This window comes from Methylobacterium sp. AC315 (assembly GCF_979253755.1).
The window spans coordinates 1-25331 of sequence record NZ_CEEDEA010000040.1 but is presented as its reverse complement, the minus strand read 5'-3'; the positions used below and the strand labels follow the sequence as shown (position 1 = coordinate 25331).

The following is a 25331-nucleotide window of genomic DNA, read 5'->3' as shown; positions in this document are numbered from 1 at the left end:
GATCGACGTGAAATGCGCCGACGAGGGGGCGAAGGATGAGGGGGCGAAGGATGAGGGGGAGAATCATGTCGGCTCTCTCTGAGGAAGCACCCCGCGGGCGGGGTCGGGCCGCCCCGGCGGCGGCGGCCGGTCGAACCGGGGTGCCGCGGGGGTGATCCGGTTCCTAGGAGCGGCCGCGCAACCGGTCCTGAACCGGCCCGTTCAGGCCCGGTTAAACCGCGCCGGCCCGCCGCGACCGCCCGGACTTTCGACAGGTCCGCCCGCATCGTGTAGAGGGGGCGCCTTCCTCCCGGAGGCCCCTGTGCTCCACGTCTCGACCCGCGGCGAGGCCGCGCCGCTCTCGTTCTCGGATGCCCTCCTCGCTGGCCTCGCCCGCGACGGCGGCCTCTACGTGCCGCAGACCTGGCCGCAGATCGGCCGGGCGGAGATCGCCGGCTTCGCCGGCAAGCCCTACGCGGAGGCCGCCAAGCGCGTGCTGCGCCCGCTGATCGATGGCGAGATCGAAGACACCGATCTCGACCGGATGATCGACGAATCCTACGCCACCTTCCGGCACCCGGCGGTCTGCCCGCTGACCCAGCTCGACGACAACCTGTTCCTGCTGGAGCTCTTCCACGGGCCGACGCTGGCCTTCAAGGACGTGGCGATGCAGCTGCTCGGGCGGCTGATGGACCACGTGCTCACCAAGCGCGACACCCGCGCCACCATCGTGGGCGCGACCTCGGGGGATACCGGCTCGGCCGCCGTCGAGGCGTTCGGGGGCCTCGACCGGGTCGACATCTTCATCCTCTACCCGCACGGGCGCGTGTCGGAGGTCCAGCGGCGGCAGATGACCTCGGTGCCGGCCCAGAACGTCCACGCGCTCGCCGTGGACGGCACCTTCGACGATTGCCAGAACCTGGTCAAAGCCCTGTTCCAGCACGCGGATTTCGCCGATTCGGTGCGCCTGTCCGGGGTCAACTCGATCAACTGGGCCCGGGTCGCGGCGCAGGCGGTGTACTACTTCACCAGCGCGGTGGCGCTCGGCGCCCCCCACCGGCCGGTCTCCTTCGCGGTGCCGACCGGCAATTTCGGCGACGTGCTCGCCGGCTGGGTCGCCAAGCGGATGGGGCTGCCGATCGAGCGGCTGATGATCGGCACCAACGCCAACGACATCCTGGTGCGCACCCTGGAGCACGGCGCCTACGCGCTGCGCGGCGTCGTGCCCACGACCTCGCCCTCCATGGACATCCAGATCTCGTCCAACTTCGAGCGGCTGCTGTTCGAGGCGCTCGGCCGCGACGCCTCGGCGCTGTCGCGGCTGATGTCCGGGCTGAAGCAGTCCGGCGGCTTTTCCTTGAGCCCGGAGATCCTGGCCTCAATCCGCTCCGAGTTCGACGCCGTCGCGGTGCCGGAGCCCGACGTGATGGAAGAGATCGCCCTGACCCAGGCCGCCACCGGGATCGTGCTCGATCCCCATAGCGCCATCGGGGTGCGCGCCGGCCGCCGGCTCCTGGAGCGGGATCCCGCGACCCCCGTCGTCGCCCTGGCCACGGCGCACCCCGCGAAATTCCCCGACGCGGTCGCCAAGGCCACCGGCGGCCTGCGCCCGCCCCTGCCGCCGCACCTCGCCGACCTCATGGACCGGCCCGAGCGCATGACCCCGGTGGCCAACGATCAGGCCGCCGTGGAGCGGCTGATCCGCGCGCGCGCCCGCATCACGAAGGGTGCCTGAGCCCGCGATGAACCAGCATTTCTCCACGCACGCCGCCTCCCCGTCCCTGCGCACCACGCGGCTCGCCAACGGCGTCACGGTGGTGACCGAGCCGATGCCCGGGGTGGCGACCGCCAGCGTCGGCGTCTGGGTCGGGGCCGGCTCGCGCAACGAGCGCGCCGACGAGGCCGGGCTGTCGCACCTCATCGAGCACATGGCGTTCAAGGGGACGCGCACGCGCTCGGCCCAGAGGATCGCCGAGGAGATCGAGAATGTCGGCGGCGAGATCAACGCCGCCACCTCCACGGAGGGGACGAGCTACACCGCCCGGGTGCTCGGCGAGGATGCCGGCCTCGCCCTCGACGTGATCGGCGACATCCTCACCGATTCGGTGTTCGATGCCGGCGAGCTCGCCCGCGAGAAGGGCGTGATCCTGCAGGAATACGCCGCCGTCGAGGACACCCCGGACGACGTGGTCTACGACGCCTTCACGGAGGCCGCCTTCCCGGACCAGCCGGTCGGACGGCCGATCCTCGGGCGCCCCGAGACGATCCGGAGCTTCGACGAGGCCGGCATCCGCGCCTACCTCGCCCGGGAATACACGCCGGACCGGATCGTCGTGGCCGGGGCCGGCGCGGTCACCCACGAGGCGATCGTCGAGGCGGCCGAGCGCCATTTCGGCGCCCTGCCGGCCAAGGCGGCGCCCGCGGCGGTGCCGGGGCTCTACGGCGGCGGCGAGCGGCGGATGCCGCGCAAGCTCGAACAGGCCAACGTCGTGATCGGCTTGCCCGGCCTGTCGTTCCGGGACGACGGCTACTACGCGCTGCACATGTTCGCGCAGGTGCTCGGCGGCGGCCTGACCTCGCGGCTGTGGCAGGAGGTGCGCGAGACCCGCGGCCTCGCCTACGAGATCCAGGCCTTCCACTGGCCGTTCTCCGATTGCGGCCTGTTCGGCATCGGCGCCGGGACCGCGGGGGCGGACCTGCCCGAGCTCGTCGACGTGACGCTGGCGGCCACGGCCCGGGCCGCCCGGGACCTCGCCGAGCCCGAGATCGCCCGTGCCAAGGCGCAGCTGAAGGTGTCGCTGCTCTCGGCGCTGGAGACGCCGGGCGGCCGCATCGAGCGCAACGCCCGCCAGATCCTGGCCTGGGGCCGGGTGATCCCGGCCGGCGAGGTGATCGACAAGGTCGACGCCGTCACGGTGGCGGACGTGCGGGCCGCCGCGGCCGCGATGCTCGAGGGCGCCCCGACGCTCGCGGCGATCGGTCCGATCCGCAAGCTGCCCGCCCTCGACCGGATCGCCGCCGCGCTTCGGGGGGCTTGAGCCTCCGTTGGGGCGCCCGACCGCGCGCGCCAGCCACGGTGAGGGTTAAGACACTCCGAGCCGGACAGGCTCTGAGACGCCCTGTTCGGGCCCCGCAACGACGCCCCCTGCCCCGCCCAACTTGATTTGGCCGCAAAGGGGCGCGATCCGCGGAGTCCGGATCCGGACCGGGGCGGCTGCCCCGGGGCCGGGGCCTTCCTTTCGATCGCGGCCGCCCGGGTGGCCGATGCCGAAGCTCGCACGGCCGGAACTCAAGACACCCTTGCGCATCCTCGCCCTCCTCCTGACCCTGGTCGGCGGCCTCGTCGGTGCCCTCTCGCTGTGTGGGCCGGCTCAAGCCGTCGAGGCGGTGCGCGTCACCCTCGACGCGCCGGTGATCGACCTGACCACCGCGATCGAGCGCTACCGCTCGGACGGCGACCTGATCCAGATCTCCACGGCGCCCGGCAAGGACGGCATCGTCCGCCGCATCGTCGTGAAGGCGCGGGACGCCGGCGCCCGGCCGGACTGGATCGTGTTCGCCCTCACCAACGACACCGACGAGCAGATCGACCGCATCCTGGTGGCGCCGCATTTCCGGCTGGTGGATTCCGGGGTGATCTGGCCCGATCTCGGCGGCTCGCGGATCGCCGCCATCACGGCGAGCCAGGGCATCCGCCCGGAGCGCGACGAGAACCCCGAGGCCGACCAGTTCACGATCACGCTGGATCCCGGCACCACGGTCACCTACGTCGCCGAGCTGCGCGGCCCCAACGTGCCCCAGCTGCACCTGTGGGATCAGGACGCCTACCGCCGCAAGACCGCCGGGCTGACCCTGTACAAGGGCATCATCATCGGCATCAGCGGGTTGCTGGCGCTGTTCCTGACCATCGTGTTCGTGGTCAAGGGCGCGATCATCTTCCCGGCCGCCGCGGCCCTGGCCTGGTCGGTGCTGGCCTATGCCTGCATCGATTTCGGCTTCCTGCAGCGGGTGTTCCCCGTCACCGAACTGGCCGAGCGGGTCTACCGGGCCTCCGCCGAGGCGGTGCTCGGGGCGACGCTGCTGGTGTTCCTGTTCGCCTACCTGAACCTCGCCCGCTGGCACGTGCGCTACAGCCACGTGGCGTTCTTCTGGCTGGCCTTCCTGGCGGGCCTCGTCGGGCTCGCGGTGTTCGACCCGCCGGTGGCGGCGGGGGTGGCGCGCATCTCCATCGCCGCGGTGGCGGGGATCGGCCTGCTGCTGATCGTCTACCTCGCCGCCCATAACGGCTACGACCGGGCGATCCTGCTGGTGCCGACCTGGCTGCTGCTGGTGGTCTGGGTGACGGCGGCGGGCTTCGCGGTCACCGGCCAGATCGGCAGCGACCTGGTGCAGCCGGCGCTGATCGGCGGCCTGGTGCTGATCGTGATGCTGATCGGCTTCACGGTGCTGCAGCACGCCTTCGCGGGGGGCGGCCTCAGCCATGCCCTCGTGTCGGACACCGAGCGGCGGGCGCTGGCGCTCACCGGCGCGGGCGACGTGGTGTTCGACTGGGACGTGCCGGCCGACCGGGTCTTCGCCGGCCCCGAGATCGAGGCGCAGCTCGGCCTGCCCCGGGGCACCCTGGAGGGCCCGGCGACGAACTGGCTCGGCACGCTCCACCCGTTCGACGTGGAGCGCTACTCGGCGGCCCTCGACACGGTGATCGAGGAGCGGCGCGGGCGCATCGTCCACGATTTCCGCCTGCGCTCGGCCGCCGGCACCTATTTCTGGTACCGGCTGAAGGCGCGGCCGGTGATCGGCGCCGACGGCGAGGTGATCCGCGTGGTCGGCACCATCGCGGACGTCACCGAGATCAAGACCGCCGAGGAGCGCCTGCTCCACGACGCGGTGCACGACAGCCTGACCGGCCTGCCCAACCGCGAGCTGTTCGGCGACCGCCTGGACGCGGCTCTGGCCTTCGCCGGCCAGGACCAGCGGCTCAAGCCGACCGTGATCGTGCTGGATGTCGACCGGTTCAAGGGCATCAACGACGCGATCGGCCTGTCGGCGGGCGATTCGATCCTGCTGACCCTGTCCCGCCGGCTCGGCCGCCTGCTGCGGCCGCAGGACAGCCTGGCCCGGATCACCAGCGACGAATTCGCCGTGATCCTGCTGTCCGAGCGCGACCCCGACCGGATCCTGGCGTTTGCCGAGATGATCCGCCGGGCGATCGCCACGCCGATCACCTATGCCGACCGGGAGATCTTCCTCACCGTCTCGATCGGGCTCGCGCTCTACGAGGCGGGGGCGAACCTGAAGCGCGACGAGGTGTTCAAGAGCGCCGAGATCGCCATGATCCAGGCCAAGCGCAACGGCGGCGACCGCATCGAGGTGTTCCGCGCCCATATGCGCACCGACCGCTCCGACCGGCTGATGCTGGAGAGCGACCTGCGCAAGGCGATCGAGCGCAACGAGCTGCGGGTGCTGTTCCTGCCGGTGGTCCGCCTCGAGGACCGCACCGTGGCGGGGTTCGAGACCGTGCTGCGCTGGGACCACCCGAAGCTCGGCCGCATCCCGGCCTCGACCTTCATGCCGCTCGCCGAGGAGAGCGGCTTCGTCGTCAACCTCGGCATCTTCGCCCTGGAGCGCACCGCCCTGGAACTCGCCGCCTGGCAGCGTTCCCTCGAGGTCGAGCCGCCGATCTTCGCGGCCTGCAACCTGTCGTCGCGCCAGCTCCTGCGCCACGACCTCCTGCACGACGTAAAAACCGTGCTGGCCCGCTCCGGGGCGCTGCCCGGCTCGCTCAAGCTGGAATTCAGCGAGAGCCTGGTGATGGAGAACCCGGAATACGCCGCCCAGATGCTGGCCCGCATCCACGACCTCGGGGCCGGCCTGTGCCTGTCGGATTTCGGCACCGGCTACTCGGCCCTGTCCTACCTCCAGCGCTTCCCGTTCGACACGATCAAGGTCGACGCGACCTTCGTGCGCCAGATCGGCACCGGCCAGACCGCAATCCTGCGCTCGATCGTCCGGATGGCGAGCGAACTGAACCTCGCCATCGTGGCGGAGGGCTGCGAATCGGAGGGCGACGCGCAGGCGCTGGCCGGGCTCGGCTGCGAATACGCCCTCGGGCCGGCCTTCGGCGAGCCCATGACCATGCTGCAGGCCCGCCAGATCGTCGGAGCCGCCCCCGAGGCGGCCTGATCTTGGTTCTGGCCGACCGAATCAGGTATACTGCCGACCAGCGATGAAGGCGGTGGCAGGGGATGCGATGACGCCCGAACAGGTCAGGCTCGTCCAGGACAGCTTCGCGAAGGTGCGGCCGATCGCCGGGACGGCGGCCGACCTGTTCTACGGGCGCCTGTTCGAGATCGCCCCGGAGGTCCGCCCGCTCTTCCCCGACGACATGGCCGAGCAGAAGAAGAAGCTGATGGCCATGCTGGGCCTGGCGGTGGCCCATCTCGGCCACCCGGAGACCGTGGCCCCGGCGATCCGGGATCTCGGGCGCAAGCACGTGGCCTACGGCACCCAGGCCGCCCACTACGCCCCGGTCGGCGCCGCGCTGCTGTGGACCCTGGAGCAGGGCCTCGGCCCGGACTTCACCCCGGAGGTCCGCGCGGCCTGGACCGAGACCTACACGCTGGTGGCCGGGTTGATGACGGGAGCGGCGGCGGAGGCCGCCTGAACCCCTTCGGAAGTCGACGATCGGTTTAAGTCCCCCTTAACCATGTCCGCGCAAGCTCCTGTTGATGGAATGGCGCTCCGGCGCGCGTGGAGGGGATGGGCGGATGGCCGAGGCGGCGAGGCGTTACCAGCAGGCGGGCAGCTCGGATCTCGTGCGTCGCCTGATCGCCCGGCCGGTCCGGCTGGAGCAGCAGGCCCGCACCCGGCTGCCGGTCCCCGGCCAGGCTCTGCCAGGCCAAGCTGTGCACGGCCAAGCTGTGCAGGATCCGCGCGTCTCCGGCGCCGCCCAGGACGACCTGTCCGAGGATTTCGACGAGGCCGACGAGATCGCCCGGCTCGAGACCGAGCTGCAGGTGATGAAGGCGGTGCTCCGGGCCCAGCGGCAGGAGGTCGAGGCCCTCCGGGCGCAGCGCCAGCTCCTGACCGAATCGGCGGCCAGCGACGACGTGCGGGCGACCCGCGAGCGCTGGGCGTCCCTGGTGGACACCCTGCTGATCCGCGCCCGGTGATCCCTCTCCAGACCAAGCGGGGTACGGCCATGGGCGCGCGCTGCTCGCTCGTCGTCAACGGCCGGTCGGTGCGCGTCTCGACCGGCGACACGCCGCTGGAGGCGGCGCTCGCCGAAGGCATGATCGCGCCCGTGCAGGCGCAGCTCGCCAGCCAGGTCGCCGGCCAGGGCAGCGCCGCGCCGTCGAGCCGTCGGCCCCCCGCCCGCCGGGCCCGGGCCGAGGCCCTGCGGTCGAGCCTGCCCGGCGCCCCGATCCTGGGCCAGGAGGAGGCCCCGCCCCCGGCCGTCGCCATCCGCAAGGGCACCGTCTCGCAGATCCGGCGGCTCTGCCCCGGCATCGTCGAGGTCGTGGCGACCCTGACCCGGCGCCCGAACCTCGAGCCCGGCCACCAGGCGCTCGTCACCTTCGCGGGCCTGCCTGCCCTGACCCTGTCCCCGACCCTGCGGATCGACGGCTCGGCCGAGATCAACGAGGCGGTGTTCCACATCCCCCGCGACCCCGAGGGCGGCCCGGTCGACGCGATCCGGCTCGACCAGCCCGTGCGCCTGAAGGGCCCCGTCGGCCGCGGCCAGTACCGGCCCGGCGGCGGGCGGCTCGTGCTGGTGGCCGCGGGAGCCGGCTTCGGCCCGATCTGGGCGATCGCCCGGGCGGCCCGCTACGTCGAGCCCGCCCGCGAGATGGCGCTGGCGGTCGGCGCCCGGGACGCCCTCGACCTCTACATGCGCGAGAGCCTGGACTGGCTGCGCTGCACCGGCGTCGGCCGGATCGTGCTCTGCGCCGACCGCGGCGGCCAGCGGCCGCCGGACGTGCGCTCCGGCCCGCTCACCGCCCACCTGCCGAGCCTGCGCGCCACCGACGTCGTCCACGTGGCCGGCGACATCGCCACCGTCGGCGCCGTGCAGGTGCTCGCCGCCGCGGTGGGCGCGCGCTGCTACCCGATCGTGCTCGACTGACCACGGCGCCCGTCCGCGGACCGCGCCCGGACCATCAGGGCTCCGCCCCGATACCCCGCCAAAGGGCCGGGCGCCCTTTGGGATTTCGTCCCTTCCCGTGAGTCGGTCTGCGTCGATGCTCCGCGTGCTCTGCCTCGGCTACAGCGTCACGGAGCTGGCGGGCTATGTCGAGCACGCCAACGCCCTGGCCGCGGCCGAGGGGCGGCCGGTCACCTTCCTGCGCAGCGGCTGGGGCGGCCACTCGCTGCCCTCGATCGCCGCCCTGATCGACGAGATCCTCGACGCCTGTCCCTGCGACCACGTCCTGCTGGAGCTGTTCACCGGCAACGTCCGCTACTTCGACGGCGCGACGATGCGGGCCTACCTGGACGACATCCTGGCGGCGACCGCCCGGCGGGGCCTGCCGGTGGCCTTCCTCAACCTCCACCAGGGCGGGGTCGATTACGCGGCCGAGCCCGTCGCCGCCCTGCTCGCGGAGTACCGCGCCCTCTACGGCATCGTCTACCTCGACATCGCCGCCCCGGTGGCCGCCGCGGGGGCGGGCGACATCACCTACCTGCTGAAGGACGGGACCCATCTCGCCCCGGCCGGGGCCGAACTCTACGGCATCCTGGTCTACGCCTTCATGCGGGCGCCGCCCCCCGGCCGCGCCTATGTCGACCGGCTCCGGCGATTGCCGGTCCGGTTCGAATCCCTGCCGCTGCGCACCCTCCCCGGCCTGGAATGCGGGTTCGAACTGCGCCGCAACGGCATCCCGCTGCACTTCCTGGAGATTCCCGAGGGCGCGAGCGTCGAGATCCCGCTCGGGCGGCCGCGTCGCGTGATCGGCGCCCTGGTGACCTACGGCCCGCGGGCCGGCACGCTGACGGTCCAGGATCCGGCGACCGGGCGGTCACGCGCGATCACCGCCTACGACGAATTCTCCTATTACACGCGCTCCATGTTCCGGAGCTTCGTGTTCCCGGCCGTCCGGACCCTGAGGATCACGCAGGGGGCCGCGCTGCCCGACATCGCCCTGCGCAAGGGCGAGCCGGACCGGGGGCCGCGTCTCGGCCGGGTGTCGCACGTCTTCGTCCGGCGCCGGCTCGGCCTCGCCGAGCGCGTGGCGCTGATCCGTCACCGGCTTCTACGCAACCTGCGCCGGCTCAGGGGTTTCCCAAGGGCCTGAGGCCCTTGGGCGGGGTGTCGGGGCGGAGCTCGACACCAGGGCGCCGCCCTGGACCCGCGAAAGGTCCGAGACCTTTCGAAACCAGGACTTCCTTTCGAAACCAGGACTTCCTTTCGAAACCAGGACTTCCTTTCGAAACCGGGACGTCCTTCAGCCCAGGCGGACGCGCCAGATCTCGTCCGCGTATTCGCGCATCGAGCGGTCCGAGGAGAACCACGCCATCCGGGCGGTGTTGCGGATCGCCTTGGCCCACCAGCCGCGCGGGTCGCGCCAGGCGGCGTCGATGGAGCGCTGCACCCGCCAGTAATCGTCGAAGTCGGCGGTGAGCAGGTACTGGTCGCGCTGGCGCAGGTCGTCGGTGAGCGGCCGGAACCGGCCCGGCTCCTCCGGCGAGAACCGCCCGGAGGCGATCATGTCCAGCGCCGCCGCCAGCCGGGGCGAGGCCTGGATCGCCGTCGCGGCGTAGCCCGGCTCGGCCTCGCGCGCCTGCACCCCGGCGGCGTCGAGGCCGAAGATGAAGATGTTGTCCGCCCCGACATGGTCGCGGATCTCGATGTTGGCGCCGTCCAGCGTGCCCACCGTGAGCGCGCCGTTGAGGGCGAACTTCATGTTGCCGGTGCCCGAGGCCTCCATGCCGGCGGTGGAGATCTGCTCCGACAGGTCGGCGCCCGGGATGATCGTCTCGGCGAGGCTCACCGAGTAGTTCGGCAGGAACACCACCTTCAGCCGGCCCGCGACCTCCGGATCGTCGTTCACCGCCTTGGCCACGTCGCAGGCGAGCTTGATGATCAGCTTGGCCCGGACGTAGCTCGGCGCGGCCTTGCCGGCGAAGATCTTCACCCGGGGCGTCCAGTCCCGGTGCGGGTCGGCCTTGATCGCCTGGTAGAGCGCCACCGTCTCGACGACGTTGAGGAGCTGGCGCTTGTACTCGTGGATGCGCTTGACCTGGATGTCGAACAGCGCGTCCGGATCGATGTCGATGCCGGTGCGCTCGGCCACGACCTTGGCCAGCGCCTCCTTGCGCTGCCGGCGCACGGCGGCGTAGCGCGCCACGAAGGCCGGATCCTCGGCATGGGCCTCCAGGCCCCGGAGCAGCTCGGGATCGTCGAGGACGCCCGCGCCCACCGTCTCCACGGCGAGCCGGGTGAGGCCCGGATTGGCGTTGTGGAGCCAGCGCCGGAAGGTGATGCCGTTGGTCTTGTTGACGATCTTGTCCGGATCCAGCGCGTGGAGCGGCGCGAACACCGTGGACCGCATCAGTTCGGTGTGCAGCGCCGAGACGCCGTTGACCCGCCGGGCGCCGTGGAAGGCGAGGTGCCCCATCCGGACCCGCCGGCCATGCGCCTCGTCGATCAGCGAGATCGAGGCCAGGTAGGCGGCGTCCTGGTGGGCGGCGTCCTGGCGGCCGTGCTTGGCCTGCTCTTCGAGATGCATCCAGTTGATCAGGTAGATGATCTGCATGTGGCGCGGCAGCAGCCGCTCCATCAGCTCCACCGGCCAGGTCTCCAGCGCCTCGGGCAGCAGGGTGTGGTTGGTGTAGTTCAGCGTGTGGGTGGTGACGTGCCACGCATCCTCCCAGGAGAGGTCGTGGTCCTCCATCAGGATGCGCATCAGCTCCGGCACCGCGATGGCCGGGTGGGTGTCGTTGAGCTGGATCGCGGCGTGGTCCGACAGGGACCGCACGTCGCCGCGCTCCATGACGTGGCGGGCGATGAGATCCTGGAGCGAGGCCGAGGTGAAGAAGTATTCCTGGCGCAGGCGCAGTTCCTGCCCGTCGGCCGAGGAATCGCTCGGATAGAGCACCCGGGAGATCGCCTCCGCCCGCATGCGGGCCGCGACGGCGCCGACATGGTCGCCATCGTTGAAGCGGCCGAGGTCGACCGGCTCGCCGGCCTCCGCCTTCCACAGGCGCAGCCGGTTGACGTGGCGCCCGCGCCAGCCGACCACCGGGATATCGTGGGCGACCGCCCGCACGGTCTCGGCCGGCTGCCAGTGGCGGCGGATCACGCCCTCGCCGGGCGAGGACAGCGTGACGGTGCCGCCGAAGCCGATCGTGTAGGTCGCGTCGGGCCGGACGAACTCCCAGGGATTGCCCTCGGCCAGCCAGGTCTCCGGCGCCTCGCGCTGCCAGCCGTCCTCGAAGGACTGGCGGAACAGGCCGTGATCGTACCGGATGCCGTAGCCGATCGCCGGGATGCCGATGCTGGCCATGCTGTCCATGAAGCAGGCGGCCAGCCGCCCGAGGCCGCCATTGCCGAGCGCCGCGTCGGGCTCCGCATCCTGCACGGCGTCGAGATCGACCCCGAGTTCCCGCAGCGCCGCCCGGGTCGTGTCGGTGAGGCCGAGGTTGTTCATGGCGTCCGACATCAGCCGGCCGATCAGGAATTCGAGCGAGAGATAGTAGACCCGCTTGTTCGGCACGGCCTTCTCGGAGGCCATGCAGGCCGCCACGACGCGCTCGCGCAGGGCCATCGCGGTGGCCACGAACCAGTCGCGCGGGCGGGCGGATTCGGGGGTCCGGCCGAGCGCGAAGGTCAGCTTGGCGCGGATCGATTCCCGCAGGTCGACCACGGCGTCACCGGTCTGCGACAGGAGCGGCGCGGTCCAGGCGGCCACCGGCAGCTCGGCCGCGGCGTCGTCGCGCAGGGCGTCCCGCTGGGCGGGCGGAGTGAGAACGTCGTTCAGCACGTGCGGGTCCCCCAAAGTCAGCGCCCCGGATTCTAGCGCCAGGGCTATCGTGGGCGGATTATCTCTTTTGATGGATTGCCACCGCGTGAACGGGCGGGCGATCCGTGCCCCGAAGCCGCGACTGTGCGACCGGCTTCCAGGCGAAGTCGTGGCGGTGCCGCCCCGAACGGGGCACGCGACGGCGCGGCCGGAGATATGGCGCGACTACGTGACATTCTAGACACAACGGCCGGCACCGCCAACCCGCGACGCGCGCATCTGAGCCGTCGCCAGCGCGCGGCTCAGCGGTTAACCCTGGGCCGGGGATTCGCGAGGCGCAGCATGACCGAGACCGTCTGGTGGAAGCGCGGGACCGTCTACCAGGTCTATCCGCGCTCGTTCCAGGATACGAACGGCGACGGGGTCGGCGACCTGGCGGGGATCACGGCGCGGCTCGACTACCTCGCCTGGCTCGGGGTGGACGCGGTGTGGATCTCGCCGGTCTACCCCTCGCCCATGGCGGATTTCGGCTACGACGTCGCCGATTACTGCGGCATCGACCCGTTGTTCGGCACGCTGGCCGATTTCGACGCGCTCATCGCCGAGGCCCATCGGCGCAAGCTGAAGGTGATCCTGGACTTCGTGCCCAACCACTCGTCGATCGCGCATCCGTGGTTCGCGGAGAGCCGGTCGTCGCGGTCGAGCCCGCAGCGGGACTGGTACATCTGGCGCGACCCGGCCCCGGGGGGCGGTCCGCCGAACAACTGGGTGTCGAATTTCGGAGGCCCGGCCTGGACGCTGGATGAGGCCACCGGCCAGTACTACTACCACGCCTTCCTGGCCGAGCAGCCGGACCTGAACTGGCGCAACCCCGCCGTCCGGGCGGCGATGCACGACGCGCTCCGCTTCTGGCTGGACCGCGGGGTCGACGGGTTCCGGGTCGACGTGATCTGGCACCTGATGAAGGATGCCGGATTCCGCGACAACCCGGCCAATCCCGACTACGCGCCGGGCACGCCCGAGATCAACCGCTTCACCCAGGTCTATTCCGCCGACCGCCCGGAGGTGTTCGACGTCATCGCCGGGATGCGGGCGGTGCTGCGCCAGTACGGCGAGCGGGTGCTGATCGGCGAGATCTACCTGCCGATCGAGCGGCTGGTGGCCTATTACGGCCCCGACCTCACCGGCGCCGACCTACCCTTCAACTTCCAGCTGATCCAGACCCCGTGGCGGGCCGACGCGGTCGCCGACCTCGTGGCCCAGTACGAGGCGGCTCTGCCCGAGGGCGGCTGGCCGAACTGGGTGCTGGGCAACCACGACCAGCCGCGGATCGCCGCCCGGGTGGGCGAGGCCCAGGCTCGCATCGCCGCGATGCTGCTGCTGACGTTGCGCGGCACCCCGACCCTCTATTACGGCGACGAGCTCGGGCTCGGCCGCGTCGCGATCCCGCCGGGGCGCGCCCGGGACCCCTGGGAGCGCAACGAGCCCGGCCACGGCCGCGACCCGGAGCGGACCCCGATGCAATGGGACGAGGCCCCGCAGGCCGGCTTCTCGGCCGGGGAGCCGTGGCTGCCGCTCTCGGAGGATTGGGCCACCCGCAACGTCGAGGCCCAGCGCTCGGATCCCGGCTCGATGCTGACCCTGCACCGGCGGCTCCTGGCGCTGCGGCGCGACCACCCGGCGCTCTGCGTGGGCGACTACCGGGGCCTGCCGGTCGAGGCCGAGGCCGTGTTCGCCTACGAGCGCTGCGCCGACGGCGCGTGCCTGCGCGTGATCCTGAACTTCGGCGGCGATCCGCACAGCCTGTCCCTGCCCGAGGGCGACTGGACGGTGCTGCTCTCGACGCTTCCCGGCCGGGCGGGGGCGAGCGTCGGCGCGCCCCTGGCGCTCGGGCCTGCCGAGGGGGTGATCCTGCGCCGCACCTGAGCCCGCCCCTGCCATCTCTTGTCGCAGTGCAGCACGGACATCGCGCCATGGCGGAATCTGTAACCGAAGCTTAAGGCTGACACTGGCCTAAATTGTGCGTCGCAGCGGAACGGGTGCGACGGAGGAGCATTGGACATGGTTGAGGCCGTGACAGCCGCGTCTGCCCGATCCTCTGCCAGGCCGGGGCACCCTGCCCGGCCGGGAGCGATGCCCATGCACGACGCGCGTCGCGGCGGTTTCTGCGCGGATGAGGCCTTCGGCGAAGGCGGCGGTGCCGCAGCGCAGTTCACCAACCCGGCCTGGCCGGCCTCGCTGCGCCGCCGCATCCTGTACGCCACCCCGGAGATGGCCGACTTCGTGAAGACCGGCGGCCTCGGCGAGGTCTCGGCCGCCCTGCCCCGGGCCCTGGTGCCGCATTACGACATCCGCGTCCTGATCCCCGGCTACCGCCAGGTCCGGGCCGCGTTCCCCGACATCCCGGTGGTCGCCCGGCTCGAGGGCTTCGCGGGCGTACCCCCCTGCGACCTCGGCCTGGTCGAGGCCGCCGACGGCCTGCGCATCTACGTCCTGCTGGCCCCCGACCTGTACGAGCGCGACGGCACGCCCTACGGCGACGCGAACGGCGATTTCGGCGACAACGACCTGCGCTTCGCCCGCCTGAGCCTCGCGGCCGCGGAGATCGCCGCCGGCGCCGATTCGGACTGGGCCGCCGACCTGCTGCACCTCAACGACTGGCAGGCGGCCCTCGCCCCGGCCTACCTGGCCTGGCGCGGCCGGCGCATCCCGAGCGTGCTGACGATCCACAACCTCGCCTATCAGGGGCTGTTCCCCCGCGACAGCCTGGGCCGCCTCGGCGTGCCGGATTCGGCGTTCCAGGTCGACGGCGCGGAGTTCTACGGCCAGCTGTCGTTCCTCAAGGCCGGCATCTTCTACGCCTCGCAGGTCACCACGGTGAGCGAGACCTACGCCCGGGAGATCCAGACGCCCGAGATGGGCTGCGGGCTCGACGGGCTGCTGCGCACCCGCGCCGGCCAGGGGCGGCTGGCCGGCATCCTCAACGGCATCGACGAGACCTGGGATCCGAGCACCGACCCGCACCTCGCCACCCGGTTCGAGGTCGACGACTGGAAGGGCAAGCGCGCCAACGCCGAGGCGGTGCGCCAGCAATTCGGCCTCGCGGTCTCCCGCGGGCCACTCTTCGCCATCGTGTCACGCCTGGTGCACCAGAAGGGCATCGACCTGAGCCTGCAGGCGGCGGAGGCGATCGTGGCCGAGGGCGGACAGCTCGTGGTGATCGGCCAGGGTGAGGGCCGGTTCGAGCAGGCCCTGCGCGGCCTGTCGAAGCGCCACCCGGACGCAGTCGGCGTGCATGTCGGCTTCGAGGAGGCCCAGGCGAGGCGGATGTTCGCCGGCAGCGACTTCCTGCTGATGCCCTCGCGGTTCGAGCCGTGCGGGCTGGCCCAGATGTACGCCCAGCGCTTCGGCTCGCTGCCGATCGTGCACCGCACCGGGGGCCTCGCCGACACGGTGGAGGACGGGGTGACCGGCTTCACCTTCGCGGAGGCCTCGGCCCCGGCGTTCGGGTCGGCGGTCCGCCGGGCGTTCGAGGCGTTCGGCCAGAAGAAGCGCCTCAACGCCATGCGCCGGCGCGCCATGGCCGCCCGGTTCGGCTGGGACCAGGCCGCCGACAGCTATGCCGGCCTCTACGCCCGCGCCATGGGCAACAGCCCGGCGCTGCGCTGGCGCGCCGCGTAGGGCTGGCGCTTCGGCAGGCTCTGAATCTGTTCGCGGCGCGGCAGGATATCATCCAGTCCGGATCTGACACGCGTCCTCCCTCCCCCCTTCGCGGGGGAGGGTGGGCCGGCCGTCAGGCCGGGTCGGGAGAGGGGCAGCGCGACGGTTCAGGATCTCACGCCTGTCGCGCGCTTTCCGGAAACGGCGCTCCCATCTCCCGACCCCTGCTGACGCAGGGGCCACCCTCCCCCGCAGAGGGGGGAGGGATTTACGTCACCGCTCCAGCAAAAAAATCATCGTCGCCAGCGGCGGCAGGGTCAGCGACAGGAACTGCGCCTGGCCGTGGGCCGCCTCCGCGTCGGTGTGGCGGCCGCCGTTGTTGCCGAGGTTCGAGCCGCCGTAGACCCCCGCGTCCGAGTTGAACGCCTCGCGGTAAAAACCCGCCTCCGGCACGCCGACCCGGTAGCCCTCCCGGGGAATCGGAGTGAAGTTCGACACCACGATCGCGACCTCGCCCGGCTTGGCGCCCTTGCGGGCCCAGGCGATGACGCTGTTGTCCTGGTCGTCGGCCACCAGCCACTGGAACCCGGTCGCCTCGACGTCCCGGGTGTGGAGGGCCGGGGTCGAGACGTAGAGCCGGTTGAGGTCCCGCACCACGTCCTTGACGCCCTTGTGCAGGGGGTCGTCGAGCAGGTGCCAGTCCAAGCTGATGTCGTGGTTCCACTCCCGCTCCTGGCCGAACTCGCCGCCCATGAACAGCAGCTTCTTGCCGGGATGCCCCCACATGAAGCCGAAATAGGCGCGCAGGTTCGCGAATTTCTGCCAGCGGTCGCCCGGCATCTTGCCGAGCAGCGAGCCCTTCCCGTGCACGACCTCGTCGTGGGAGAGCGGCAGGATGAAGTTCTCCGAGAAGGCGTAGAGCAGCCCGAAGGTCAGGTTGTGGTGGTGGTAGCGGCGGTGGATCGGATCCTCCGACACGTATTTCAACGTGTCGTGCATCCAGCCCATGTTCCACTTGAAGCCGAAGCCGAGGCCGCCCGTGTAGGTCGGGTGCGAGACCCCCGGCCAGGAGGTCGATTCCTCCGCCACCGTGATGGTGCCGGGGGCGTGGCTGTAGGTCGCCTCGTTGGTCTTGCGCAGGAAGTCGATGGCGTCGAGGTTCTCGTTGCCGCCGTAGCGGTTCGGGATCCACTCGCCCTGCCGGCGCGAATAGTCGAGGTAGAGCATCGAGGCCACGGCATCCACCCGCAGGCCGTCGAGGTGGTAGTGCTCCAGCCAGAACCGGGCGTTGGCGGCCAGGAAGGTCGCGACCTCGGTCCGGCCGAAATTATAGATGTAGGTGCCCCAATCCTGGTGGAAGCCCTGGCGCGGGTCGGCGTGCTCGTAGAGGTGCGTGCCGTCGAACAGGCCGAGCCCATGCGCGTCCAGCGGGAAGTGGCCGGGCACCCAGTCGAGCATCACGCCGATGCCGGCCTCGTGGGCGGTGTCCACGAAGGCGGCGAAATCCTCGGGCGTGCCGAAGCGGCTGGTCGGGGCGAACAGCGAGACCGGCTGGTAGCCCCAGGACCCGTCGAACGGGAACTCGGTGATCGGCAGCATCTCGATATGGGTGAAGCCCATATCCTTGACGTAGGGGATCAGCCGCTCGCCCAGCTCCTTGTAGGTGAGGTAGCGGTTGCCCTCCTCGGGCACCCGCGCCCAGGAGCCGAGATGGACCTCGTAGATCGAGATCGCGGTGTGGCGCGGATCCTTGGCGCCGCGGGTCGTCATCCAGCCGGCATCACGCCAGTCGAACTCCCCCGTCCCGTGGGTGACCGAGGCCGTCTCCGGCGGATGCTGCGCCGCGAAGGCGACCGGGTCGGCCTTGAGCGGGATCAGGGCGCCGTCGGGGCCGCGGATCTCGAACTTGTAGCGCTCGCCGGCCTTGAGGCCGGGCACGAACACCTCCCAGATCCCGCCCTCCTGCCACAGGCGCATCGGGTGGCGCCGCCCGTCCCACTCGTTGAAGTCGCCGACGACGCTGACCTTGCGGGCGTTGGGCGCCCACACGGCGAAGCGGAAGCCGTCGATGCCGTCGAGCTGCCCCGACTGGGCGCCGAGCATCCGGTAGACCAGGTTGGTGCCGACCTCGCGCAGGGTCGCGACGTCGTAGGGCTCGATCGAGGAGCCGAAGCCGTAGGGGTCGAAGCGGCGCCGCTTGGTCCCGTCCCAGAACTCGACCTCGATCTCGTAGAGCGGCCGGCCCTCGCCCTCGATCCGGGCGACGTAGAACCCGTCCGGGTGCCGCTTCTCGAACGGCACGGTGCGCGCGCTCGTCACCAGGGCGGCGGACCGCGCCTCGGGCAGGACGGCGCGGACCTCCCAGGCGTTCGGGCCGACCCGGTGGGGGCCGAGCACCGAGAACGGGTCGCCGTGGTTGGCGGACATCAGCGCGGCGATCGCGTCCGGATGGACGCCCGGATGGGAGCCCGCCGGCGCCGAGGCGGCTCCGGAGTTCGGGACGTCCGCGTTCCGCGCGCCCGCCGCTTCCGGGTCGTTCCGCGGTGCGAAGGTCTCGTCGATCGCCGTCATTCAGTTTCTCCGGGCTCGCGGCCGTCCGTGTCCAGAATGGTGAGAACCCCTCGGGCGGGGATTTCGATCCAGTCCGGCCGGTTGTTGGCCTCGTAATCGACTTCGTAGAGGGCCTTGGTCAGCAGGCAGAGGCGCAGCAGCCGCGTCCGGGTGGCCGGGTCGGTCACGGCCGCCCGCGTCCCCGCCGCGGCCGCGTCGTAGCCGGCCAGGAAGGCCGCCTCGATCATGCCGCGCCACGCCTTGGCCGCGTCCCGCGCCCGCTCCTCGGAATCGCCGAACCGGACGGTGATCTCGCGGATCACGGTCTCGGCCCCGTACGCGAAGGAGCGCATCAGGCCGGCGACGTCGCGCAGCGGCATCGACTTCGCCCGCCGCTCGTCGGCCGGGCGGGAGGGCTCGCCCTCGAAGTCGACGATGATCAGGTCGCTCTCGGAAACCAGCACCTGACCCAGGTGATAGTCGCCGTGGATGCGGATCTTGTGGGCCCCGCGCGGCGCCTCGGTGGACAGCGCCTCGATCAGCGCCTCGACCTCGGCCCGCCGCTGACCCAGCTCCGCGCAGGCGGGCTTGCCGGCATCGAGGCCGCGCTCGACGAGACCTTTCAGCGCCCGGAAGGCCCGGTCGGCCTGGTGGCGCGCGTCCCGGACGAGCACCGCCAGGTCGTCCTCGGCGAACGGCTCGGCCGCGAAGGCCGGGTCGTCGGTCTCGATCGCGAAGGCGGCGTGCATCTCGGCGGTGCGCCGGCCGAGCAGGTCGGCCCAGGGCCGGTGGGCCTGGAACGCCTCCTCGGGGCTGGCGGCCTCGCTCTCGGGGGTGAGCACGACGGTCTCGAAGTCCCGGCGCAGGCCCTCCAGCATCAGCGTCCAGGCATCGCCCTGGTTCATGACGAACTTCTGCAGGACCGCCAGCGCCGTGCGGGTGCCGTCCTCGGCCACGTGCTCGAGCGTGCCGAGCAGCGCGGGCGTGTTGGAGAAGCCCGCCTGCTCGGTGAGGAAGCGCCCGACCTCGATCTCGGGATGCGTCCCCGGCTGCAGGCGGCGCAGCAGCTTGAGCATCATCTTCGAGCCGATGGCGATCGAGGTGTTGCTCTGCTCCGCCGACAGCCGGCGGATGTCGGCCACGTCCACGGTGACGTCCGGATCGAAGGCCGACGTGGTGGAAAAGACCAGCCGCCCGCTCTCGGTCGGGATCTCGGTGCCCTGGCGCATGTCGTCGATCAGGCAGGCCGCGAAGTCGTTCGAGCCGGCCGCCCCGTAGAGCAGGCCGGTGCGCGGCCCGCGGCGCACCCGCGCCACCGCGAAGGGCAGCAGCGTCTCGTCCTCGCGGCCCTCCTCCACGCCGACCGGCATGAAGTATTCGTGGCTTTCGCCGTTGGCGAGCTGCACCTGCAGCCGCGGCAGCAGGAACCGGGCGCTGCCGTCCACGTCCTTGAGGGCGGCGAAGTCGACCACCTTCACGGACCGGATCCGCGAGCCCTTGGCGCCGAACCAGCGCCGGCTCAGCAGGAACGGCGGCACCACGGTGCGTTCGAAGGCGACGCGCTCGCGGCCGGACATCAGGCTCTCGATGCCGCCGGTGAGCACCAGGGTGAACAGCTCCGGGGGCTCCTGCTGCGGGCCGATCGCGCCCGAGCGGGCGGCGCTCAACGAGAACCAGTAGAAGCCGTAGGACGGCAGGGTCAGCAGGTAGGGCAGGTCTCCGATCGGCGGGAACTCGGTGCCGCCGGTGAGCTCGATCGGCACCGCGGTGCGCAGCTCCGACAGGTCGAGCTGCACCGCCTGCGGGGCCCGCGACAGGTTGGCGACGCACAGGATCCGCTCGTCCTCGTGCTCGCGGATCCAGGCCAGGACCTTGCGGTTCGAGGGATAGAGGAACTGGATCGTGCCGCGGCCCAGCGCGACGCTGTTGTTGCGGATGGCGATCATCCGCCGGGTCCAGTTCAGCAGGCTGGTCTGCGACTGGGTCTGCGCCTCGACGTTGATCGCGTCGAAGCCGTAGATCGGGTCCTGGATCGCCGGCAGGAACAGCCGCTGCGGGTTCGCCTTGGAGAAGCCGCCGTTGCGGTCCGGGGACCATTGCATCGGCGTGCGGACGCCGTCGCGGTCGCCCAGATAGATGTTGTCGCCCATGCCGATCTCGTCGCCGTAGTAGAGCACCGGCGTGCCGGGCATCGACAGGACGAGGGACTTCATCAGTTCGATCTTGCGCCGGTCGTTCTCCAGCAGCGGCGCGAGGCGGCGGCGGATGCCGAGGTTGATCCGGGCGCGCCGCTCGGCGGCGTAGAACGACCAGAGGTAGTCACGCTCCTCGGCGGTCACCATCTCGAGCGTCAGCTCGTCGTGATTCCGCAGGAAGATCGCCCACTGGCACCCCTCGGGGATCTCCGGGGTCTGGCGCATGATGTCGGTGATCGGATGCCGGTCCTCCCGGGCGATCGCCATGTACATCCGCGGCATCAGCGGGAAGTGGAACGCCATGTGGCATTCGTCGCCGTCGCCGAAATACTGGGCGGTCTCCTCGGGCCACTGGTTGGCCTCGGCCAGCAGCATCCGGTCGGGATAGCTGACATCGAGGGCGGCCCGGATCGCCTTGATGACGTCGTGCGTTTCGGACAGGTTCTCGCAGTTCGTGCCGTCGCGCTCGATCAGGTAGGGGATCGCGTCCAGCCGCAGGCCGTCGACGCCCATGTCGAGCCAGTAGCGCATCGTCGCGATGACGGCTTCCAGCACCTTCGGGTTGTCGAAGTTCAGGTCCGGCTGGTGGCTGTAGAACCGGTGCCAGAAATACTGCTTGGCGACCGGGTCCCAGGTCCAGTTCGAGGACTCGGTGTCGAGGAAGATGATCCGCGTGTCCTTGTACGGCGCGTCGGTGTCCGACCAGACGTAGAAGTCGCGCTCGGGCGAGCCGGGGGGCGCCTCGCGGGCCGCCTGGAACCAGGGGTGCTGGTCGCTGGTGTGGTTGATCACGAGCTCGGTGATCACCCGCAGGCCGCGCTCGTGCGCCGCCGCCACGAAGGCCCTGAAGTCCTCCATGGTCCCGTAGGACGGGTTGATGCCCTCGTAATCGGCGATGTCGTAGCCGTCGTCGCGCAGCGGCGAGGGATAGAACGGCATCAGCCAGATCGCCGTGACCCCGAGGTCACGGACATAGTCGAGCCGCCGGGTCAGCCCCTCGAAATCACCGATCCCGTCGTCGTTCGAGTCGAAGAACGACTTGACGTGGATCTGGTAGATGATGGCGTCACGGTACCATTGCGGGTCGCTGCGATCGATCATCGCGTCGCTGCCTCATCGGTCGAAGGTCAAGGGGACCGGCGGTCGGGACCGGCCGGGGCGCGGGCGGTCGGCCGCGCGGCGCAATGGTCGGCGGCGGGCAGGCCCGTCGCCGGTGTCAGACGTGAGGGTGAGGTGCCACGGGTGGCCTCAGCCCGCAACCCGCCGCGGCGCCCGGAGACGCCAGATGACGCAGGATCGCTCGGCCGGATCGAGCGCGATGCGGTGGGTCTTGCCCCGCAACTCGAACCTGTAGCCCTGGATCAGGTCCTCAACCTCCACGGCGCCGTCATCCGGCAGGCCGAACAGCCAGAGCGGCACCTCGTAGGTGCATTCCTGGCGGTTCTTGGGATCGAGGTTGACCATCGTGAACACGCAATTGTCACGCTCCGGCGTCGCCTTGGCGTAGGCGATGATCTGGTCGTTGGAGGCGCCGGTGAAGACCACGTTGCGGAAATCCCAGAGGGCGGGGTTCTCGCGCCGGATCTTGTTCAGCGTGACGATGTGCTCGCGGATGTTGCCGGGCCGGTCGTAGTCCCAGGCCTTCAGCTCGTACTTCTCCGAGTTCAGGTATTCTTCCTTGCCCGGGTAGGGCGCGGCCTCGCATAGCTCGAAGCCGTTGTAGATGCCGTAGACCGACGACAGGGTGGCGGCCAGCGTCCCCCGGATCACGAAGCCCGCCCGGCCGCTGGTCTGGAGGTAGTGCGGGTTGATGTCAGGCGTGTTGGCGAAGAAGTTCGGGCGGTAGTACTCGCCCATCTCGCCGGCGAGCTCCAGGGCGTATGCGGTGAGCTCCTGCTTGGTGTTGCGCCAGGTGAAGTAGGTGTAGCTCTGCTGGTAGCCCGCCTTGGCGAGCTTCTTCATCATCTTCGGCCGGGTGAAGGCCTCGGCGAGGAACAGCGCGTCGGGATAGCGGCCGTTGACCTCGGCGATCACCCATTCCCAGAACGGGATCGGCTTGGTGTGCGGGTTGTCGACCCGGAAGATGCGCACGCCCCGGGCGCACCACCCGAGCAGGATGTCGCGCAGCTCGATCCACAGCGAGGGCAGGGCGCCCCCGTAGAAGTGGACGTTCGAGATGTCCTCGTACTTCTTGGGCGGGTTCTCGGCGAATTTCAGCGTCCCGTCGGGGCGCCACTCGAACCATTCCGGATGGTCCTTGATCCAGGGATGGTCGGGCGAGCACTGGATCGCGAAGTCGAGGGCGATCTCCATGCCGAAGGCGTGGCTTTCCGCCACCAGCCGCTCGAAATCCTCCAGCGTGCCGAGGTCGGGGTGCACGGCCTCGTGGCCACCCTCCTCCGCGCCCACCGCGTAGACCGAGCCGACATCGCCCGGCAGGGCCTTGAGGGTGTTGTTCTTGCCCTTGCGGTTGGTCCGGCCCACCGGGTGGATCGGCGTGAAGTAGAGCACGTCGAAGCCCAGCTCGCGGATCTCGGGCAGCCGCCGGATCACGTCGTCGAAGGTGCCGTGGCGGTTCACGTCCATCGATTGCGAGCGCGGAAAGATCTCGTACCAGGCGGAGAACCGGGCCGCGAGCCGATCGGCGATCACCGGCAGGACCACCGGATAGCGGCTGAGATTCACCCGCTCGGCGTTCCGGCGCACCAGGCTCGCGGAGTCGGGCTGCAGGATCCGCTCGAGCTGGGCGGCCGAGCCGGTCTCCTCGGCGGCGAGCGCCGCGACCAGGGCGGCGAGCCGCTCCGCGTCGCGCCCGGCGCCGCGGCCGCGGGCCAGGGAGGCGGCGCTCTCGACCAGGGTCACGCCCTCGATCGTCTCCAGGCGGACATCGACGCCGGCGGCGCGCTTCTTCAGGGTGTCGCGCACCCAGGACGAGAACGGGTCGCGCCACGCGATCAGGGTGAATTCGTAGCGGGCGTTGCGCTCCAGGGGGAATTGCCCGGCCCAGCGGTCGTTGTCGACGAAGACCATCGGGTCCTCGCGCCACGCCTCGGTGCCGGCGACCCGCGACAGGATCGCGGCGTCGAGGATCTCGTGGCCGTCGGTGAAGATGTCGGCCTCGACCCGCAGGGATTCGCCGACGACGCGCTTCACCGCCGAGCGGCCGCCGTCGATCTCCGGGCTCACCGCCTCGATCACCACCCGGCCCTCGCCGGTCGGCGTGTCGCGCTCGGGCAGCTGGGCGACCTGGGCGGGTCCGGCGCTGAGGATGCGCAACTCGCCCGGGAGCAGGTCGATGGCGCTGCCGGGATGGAACGCGATCGGCTCGGCCTCGGGGGTCCGGTCGACGAAGGCGCCGAGCATCCCGCCGGTGCGGGCGATGAGCGTGCCGGCATCCACCGGCACCGGCCTGTCCGACGGGTTGTAGAGCACGATCACGGCGTTCTGCGCCGAGGCCGGATGGCCCGTGTCGAAGCGGGCGAGCGCCACGAGGTCGCTGTCGGGGGCCGAGATGCGCATCTGCGCGCCCTCGACGTTGGCGGCCGGCAGTTCAGCCCGCAGGGCGTTGATCGCCCGGATCGAGGCGGAGATGTCGAGGCCGGTGTCGGTCTCGCGGTCGCGCGGGGTGGTCTCGACCACGTGCAGCGCCCGGCGGTAGCCCCACTCGTAGCCGATCGGCATCAGCACGCCGGCCGAGAAGAAGGCGGCCAGCGCGTAGCGGGTGCGCAGGTGCCGCGCCACCGCCTCGGGGCCGCCGCCGGCCTCGGCGGCCAGCCGCTTCATGTCGTGGTTTTCCGGAAAGGCGATCGAGGGCGCCAGCACCCGCAGGCGCTCGTACTGCTCCAGCGCCCAGGGCTTCTGGAGGTCCCACCAGGCGAAGGAGTTGAACAGGTAGTCGAAGCCGGCGCCGGCCGTGGCGCGCGCCTCCTCGAAGGTGCAGCCCAGGGTCTCGGCGGCGAACAGGCAGGCGGGGTCGCGGCCCTTGGCCTCCCCGATCAGGACGCGCCAGGTCTCGGGCGGGACCTTGTAGGCGGCATCGCACCGGAAGCCCGCGACGCCGAGCGCCTGGAGCCGGGCCACGTAGGCGCCCCAGATCCGGGTCAGCTCGTCCCGGGCGGCGGGCGTGTGATAGTCGAGTTCGGCGAGATCGCCCCAGACCGTGCGGATCGTGGGATCGTCCGGGTCGACGGCGCCCGGATGCATGATCGAGCCGTCGGGCTCCTTCATGAACAGGTCGGGCCGCTCCACGGCCAGCCGGGCGTTGTCGGCGGTGTGGTTGATCACGAGGTCGGTCATCACCGACAGGCCCGCGGCCTGCGCGGCGGCGCAGAACCGGCCGATCTGCGCGTCGTCGGGCGTGCCGTCCTGGTCACGGAACCGCTCGTCGAGCCGCTCGGGATCGGCCACCGCGTAGAGGCTCCGCGAGCCGCCGGTCTGGTGGAACGGGTTGAGGTAGATCCAGTCGAAGCCGAGCGCCGCGATCCGGGGCAGCTCGGCCGCCCAGTCGGAGACGCGCCCGACCAGCAGCGGGAACAGGTTGTAGATCCGCGGCCCCGCGGCGCGAGGCGCCGGGGATGCGGGCAGGACGGCCTCGGCCCCGGTCGTCGCGGCGGCGGCTTTGGTCGGTGCGTTCATGCTGGTCTCTGGCTCCTGGTCCATGTCTCGTAACGCCCGAACCGCGCGGGCGTGCCTTGCCCGGGACGGCGCGAATGGTCAGGTCCGCGCGACCCGTCTCTCAGCAGATTCGCATGACAGGTCCGCGAGGGGCCTGCCGATCGTGTTCTTCGTAGCAGCAGCGGACCTGCGCATCCTCCCTCCCCCCTTTGCGGGGGAGGGTGGCCCTCGAAGGGGGTCGGGCCGGGACGAAGTCCCGCAAGAGGGGAGCGACGGTGCAGAAACAAGCTTTGCCCGTCCTGCCGGTCGCGTCATGTCCTGAACCCGGGCTCCCCTCTCCCGACCCGGCCTGACGGCCGGGTCGGGAGAGGGG

Annotated in this window: 13 protein-coding genes; 9 read left to right on the top strand and 4 right to left on the bottom strand. The window is 71.1% G+C overall.

All coding sequences use genetic code 11. The features are described 5' to 3' along the window. Nucleotides 1–301: 301 nt before the first annotated feature. The 7 genes from thrC to AC0IY0_RS27910 all read left to right on the top strand — a co-directional run bounded on the left by thrC (nt 302) and on the right by AC0IY0_RS27910 (nt 9272). Nucleotides 302–1714, top strand: a complete 1413-nt coding sequence (gene thrC, locus AC0IY0_RS27940; protein WP_147910309.1) for a threonine synthase — start codon at nt 302–304, stop codon at nt 1712–1714. Nucleotides 1715–1721: 7 nt separating this feature from the next. Beyond that, nucleotides 1722–3017 (top strand): M16 family metallopeptidase, encoded by a 1296-nt coding sequence (locus AC0IY0_RS27935; RefSeq protein WP_147910310.1) that lies wholly within the window; start codon nt 1722–1724, stop codon nt 3015–3017. A gap of 226 nt (nt 3018–3243) precedes the next feature. Then, on the top strand, nt 3244–6162 hold the full coding sequence (locus AC0IY0_RS27930; RefSeq protein WP_471766317.1) for an EAL domain-containing protein: 2919 nt from the start codon (nt 3244–3246) through the stop codon (nt 6160–6162). 67 nt (nt 6163–6229) lie between these two features. Continuing rightward, nucleotides 6230–6643, top strand: coding sequence for a globin family protein (locus tag AC0IY0_RS27925; RefSeq protein ID WP_147910312.1), 414 nt, complete (start codon nt 6230–6232; stop codon nt 6641–6643). Between the two features lie 103 nt (nt 6644–6746). Further along, on the top strand, nt 6747–7151 hold the full coding sequence (locus tag AC0IY0_RS27920) for a hypothetical protein (protein ID WP_471766316.1): 405 nt from the start codon (nt 6747–6749) through the stop codon (nt 7149–7151). Nucleotides 7152–7180: 29 nt separating this feature from the next. Beyond that, nucleotides 7181–8104 carry a ferredoxin reductase domain-containing protein gene (locus AC0IY0_RS27915; protein WP_471766318.1) on the top strand — a complete coding sequence of 308 codons (924 nt, stop codon included), beginning with the start codon at nt 7181–7183 and terminating at the stop codon, nt 8102–8104. A gap of 115 nt (nt 8105–8219) precedes the next feature. Continuing rightward, complete coding sequence (locus AC0IY0_RS27910; protein ID WP_147909456.1) at nt 8220–9272, top strand: SGNH/GDSL hydrolase family protein; 1053 nt, start codon at nt 8220–8222, stop codon at nt 9270–9272. A gap of 150 nt (nt 9273–9422) precedes the next feature. On the opposite strand, the gene AC0IY0_RS27905 is transcribed toward AC0IY0_RS27910, so the two are convergent. Continuing rightward, nucleotides 9423–11960 carry a glycogen/starch/alpha-glucan phosphorylase gene (locus AC0IY0_RS27905; RefSeq protein ID WP_471766315.1) on the bottom strand — a complete coding sequence of 846 codons (2538 nt, stop codon included), beginning with the start codon at nt 11958–11960 and terminating at the stop codon, nt 9423–9425. Between the two features lie 321 nt (nt 11961–12281). On the opposite strand from AC0IY0_RS27905, the gene AC0IY0_RS27900 reads away from it, so the two are divergent. Then, on the top strand, nt 12282–13865 hold the full coding sequence (locus AC0IY0_RS27900; protein WP_471766314.1) for an alpha-amylase family glycosyl hydrolase: 1584 nt from the start codon (nt 12282–12284) through the stop codon (nt 13863–13865). 213 nt (nt 13866–14078) lie between these two features. Continuing rightward, a complete protein-coding gene (gene glgA / locus AC0IY0_RS27895; RefSeq protein WP_147909459.1) occupies nt 14079–15620 on the top strand; it encodes a glycogen synthase GlgA in 1542 nt (513 codons plus the stop codon). A 252-nt stretch (nt 15621–15872) separates the two neighbouring features. Here glgA and glgB read toward each other — a convergent pair whose 3' ends face one another. From glgB to AC0IY0_RS27880, 3 genes are all read right to left on the bottom strand, one after another. Next, on the bottom strand, nt 15873–18170 hold the full coding sequence (glgB, locus tag AC0IY0_RS27890) for a 1,4-alpha-glucan branching protein GlgB (protein ID WP_471766313.1): 2298 nt from the start codon (nt 18168–18170) through the stop codon (nt 15873–15875). Then, entirely contained in the window at nt 18167–21445 is a 3279-nt protein-coding gene (treS, locus tag AC0IY0_RS27885) for a maltose alpha-D-glucosyltransferase (protein ID WP_471766312.1), read from the bottom strand. Before treS ends, glgB begins: the two co-directional genes overlap by 4 nt. Before the next feature lie 147 nt (nt 21446–21592). Next, entirely contained in the window at nt 21593–24979 is a 3387-nt protein-coding gene (locus tag AC0IY0_RS27880) for a maltotransferase domain-containing protein (RefSeq protein WP_471766311.1), read from the bottom strand. Nucleotides 24980–25331: the final 352 nt, after the last annotated feature.

Excerpts from the sequence above, each read along its gene's own strand:
- AC0IY0_RS27935 (WP_147910310.1), top strand. The coding sequence starts at position 1,722 with ATGAACCAGCATTTCTCCACGCACGCCGCCTCCCCGTCCCTGCGCACC.
- AC0IY0_RS27930 (WP_471766317.1), top strand. The coding sequence starts at position 3,244 with ATGCCGAAGCTCGCACGGCCGGAACTCAAGACACCCTTGCGCATCCTC.
- AC0IY0_RS27925 (WP_147910312.1), top strand. The coding sequence starts at position 6,230 with ATGACGCCCGAACAGGTCAGGCTCGTCCAGGACAGCTTCGCGAAGGTG.
- AC0IY0_RS27920 (WP_471766316.1), top strand. The coding sequence starts at position 6,747 with ATGGCCGAGGCGGCGAGGCGTTACCAGCAGGCGGGCAGCTCGGATCTC.
- AC0IY0_RS27915 (WP_471766318.1), top strand. The coding sequence starts at position 7,181 with ATGGGCGCGCGCTGCTCGCTCGTCGTCAACGGCCGGTCGGTGCGCGTC.
- AC0IY0_RS27910 (WP_147909456.1), top strand. The coding sequence starts at position 8,220 with ATGCTCCGCGTGCTCTGCCTCGGCTACAGCGTCACGGAGCTGGCGGGC.
- AC0IY0_RS27900 (WP_471766314.1), top strand. The coding sequence starts at position 12,282 with ATGACCGAGACCGTCTGGTGGAAGCGCGGGACCGTCTACCAGGTCTAT.
- glgA (WP_147909459.1), top strand. The coding sequence starts at position 14,079 with ATGCACGACGCGCGTCGCGGCGGTTTCTGCGCGGATGAGGCCTTCGGC.
- glgB (WP_471766313.1), bottom strand. The coding sequence starts at position 18,170 with ATGACGGCGATCGACGAGACCTTCGCACCGCGGAACGACCCGGAAGCG.
- treS (WP_471766312.1), bottom strand. The coding sequence starts at position 21,445 with ATGATCGATCGCAGCGACCCGCAATGGTACCGTGACGCCATCATCTAC.
- AC0IY0_RS27880 (WP_471766311.1), bottom strand. The coding sequence starts at position 24,979 with ATGAACGCACCGACCAAAGCCGCCGCCGCGACGACCGGGGCCGAGGCC.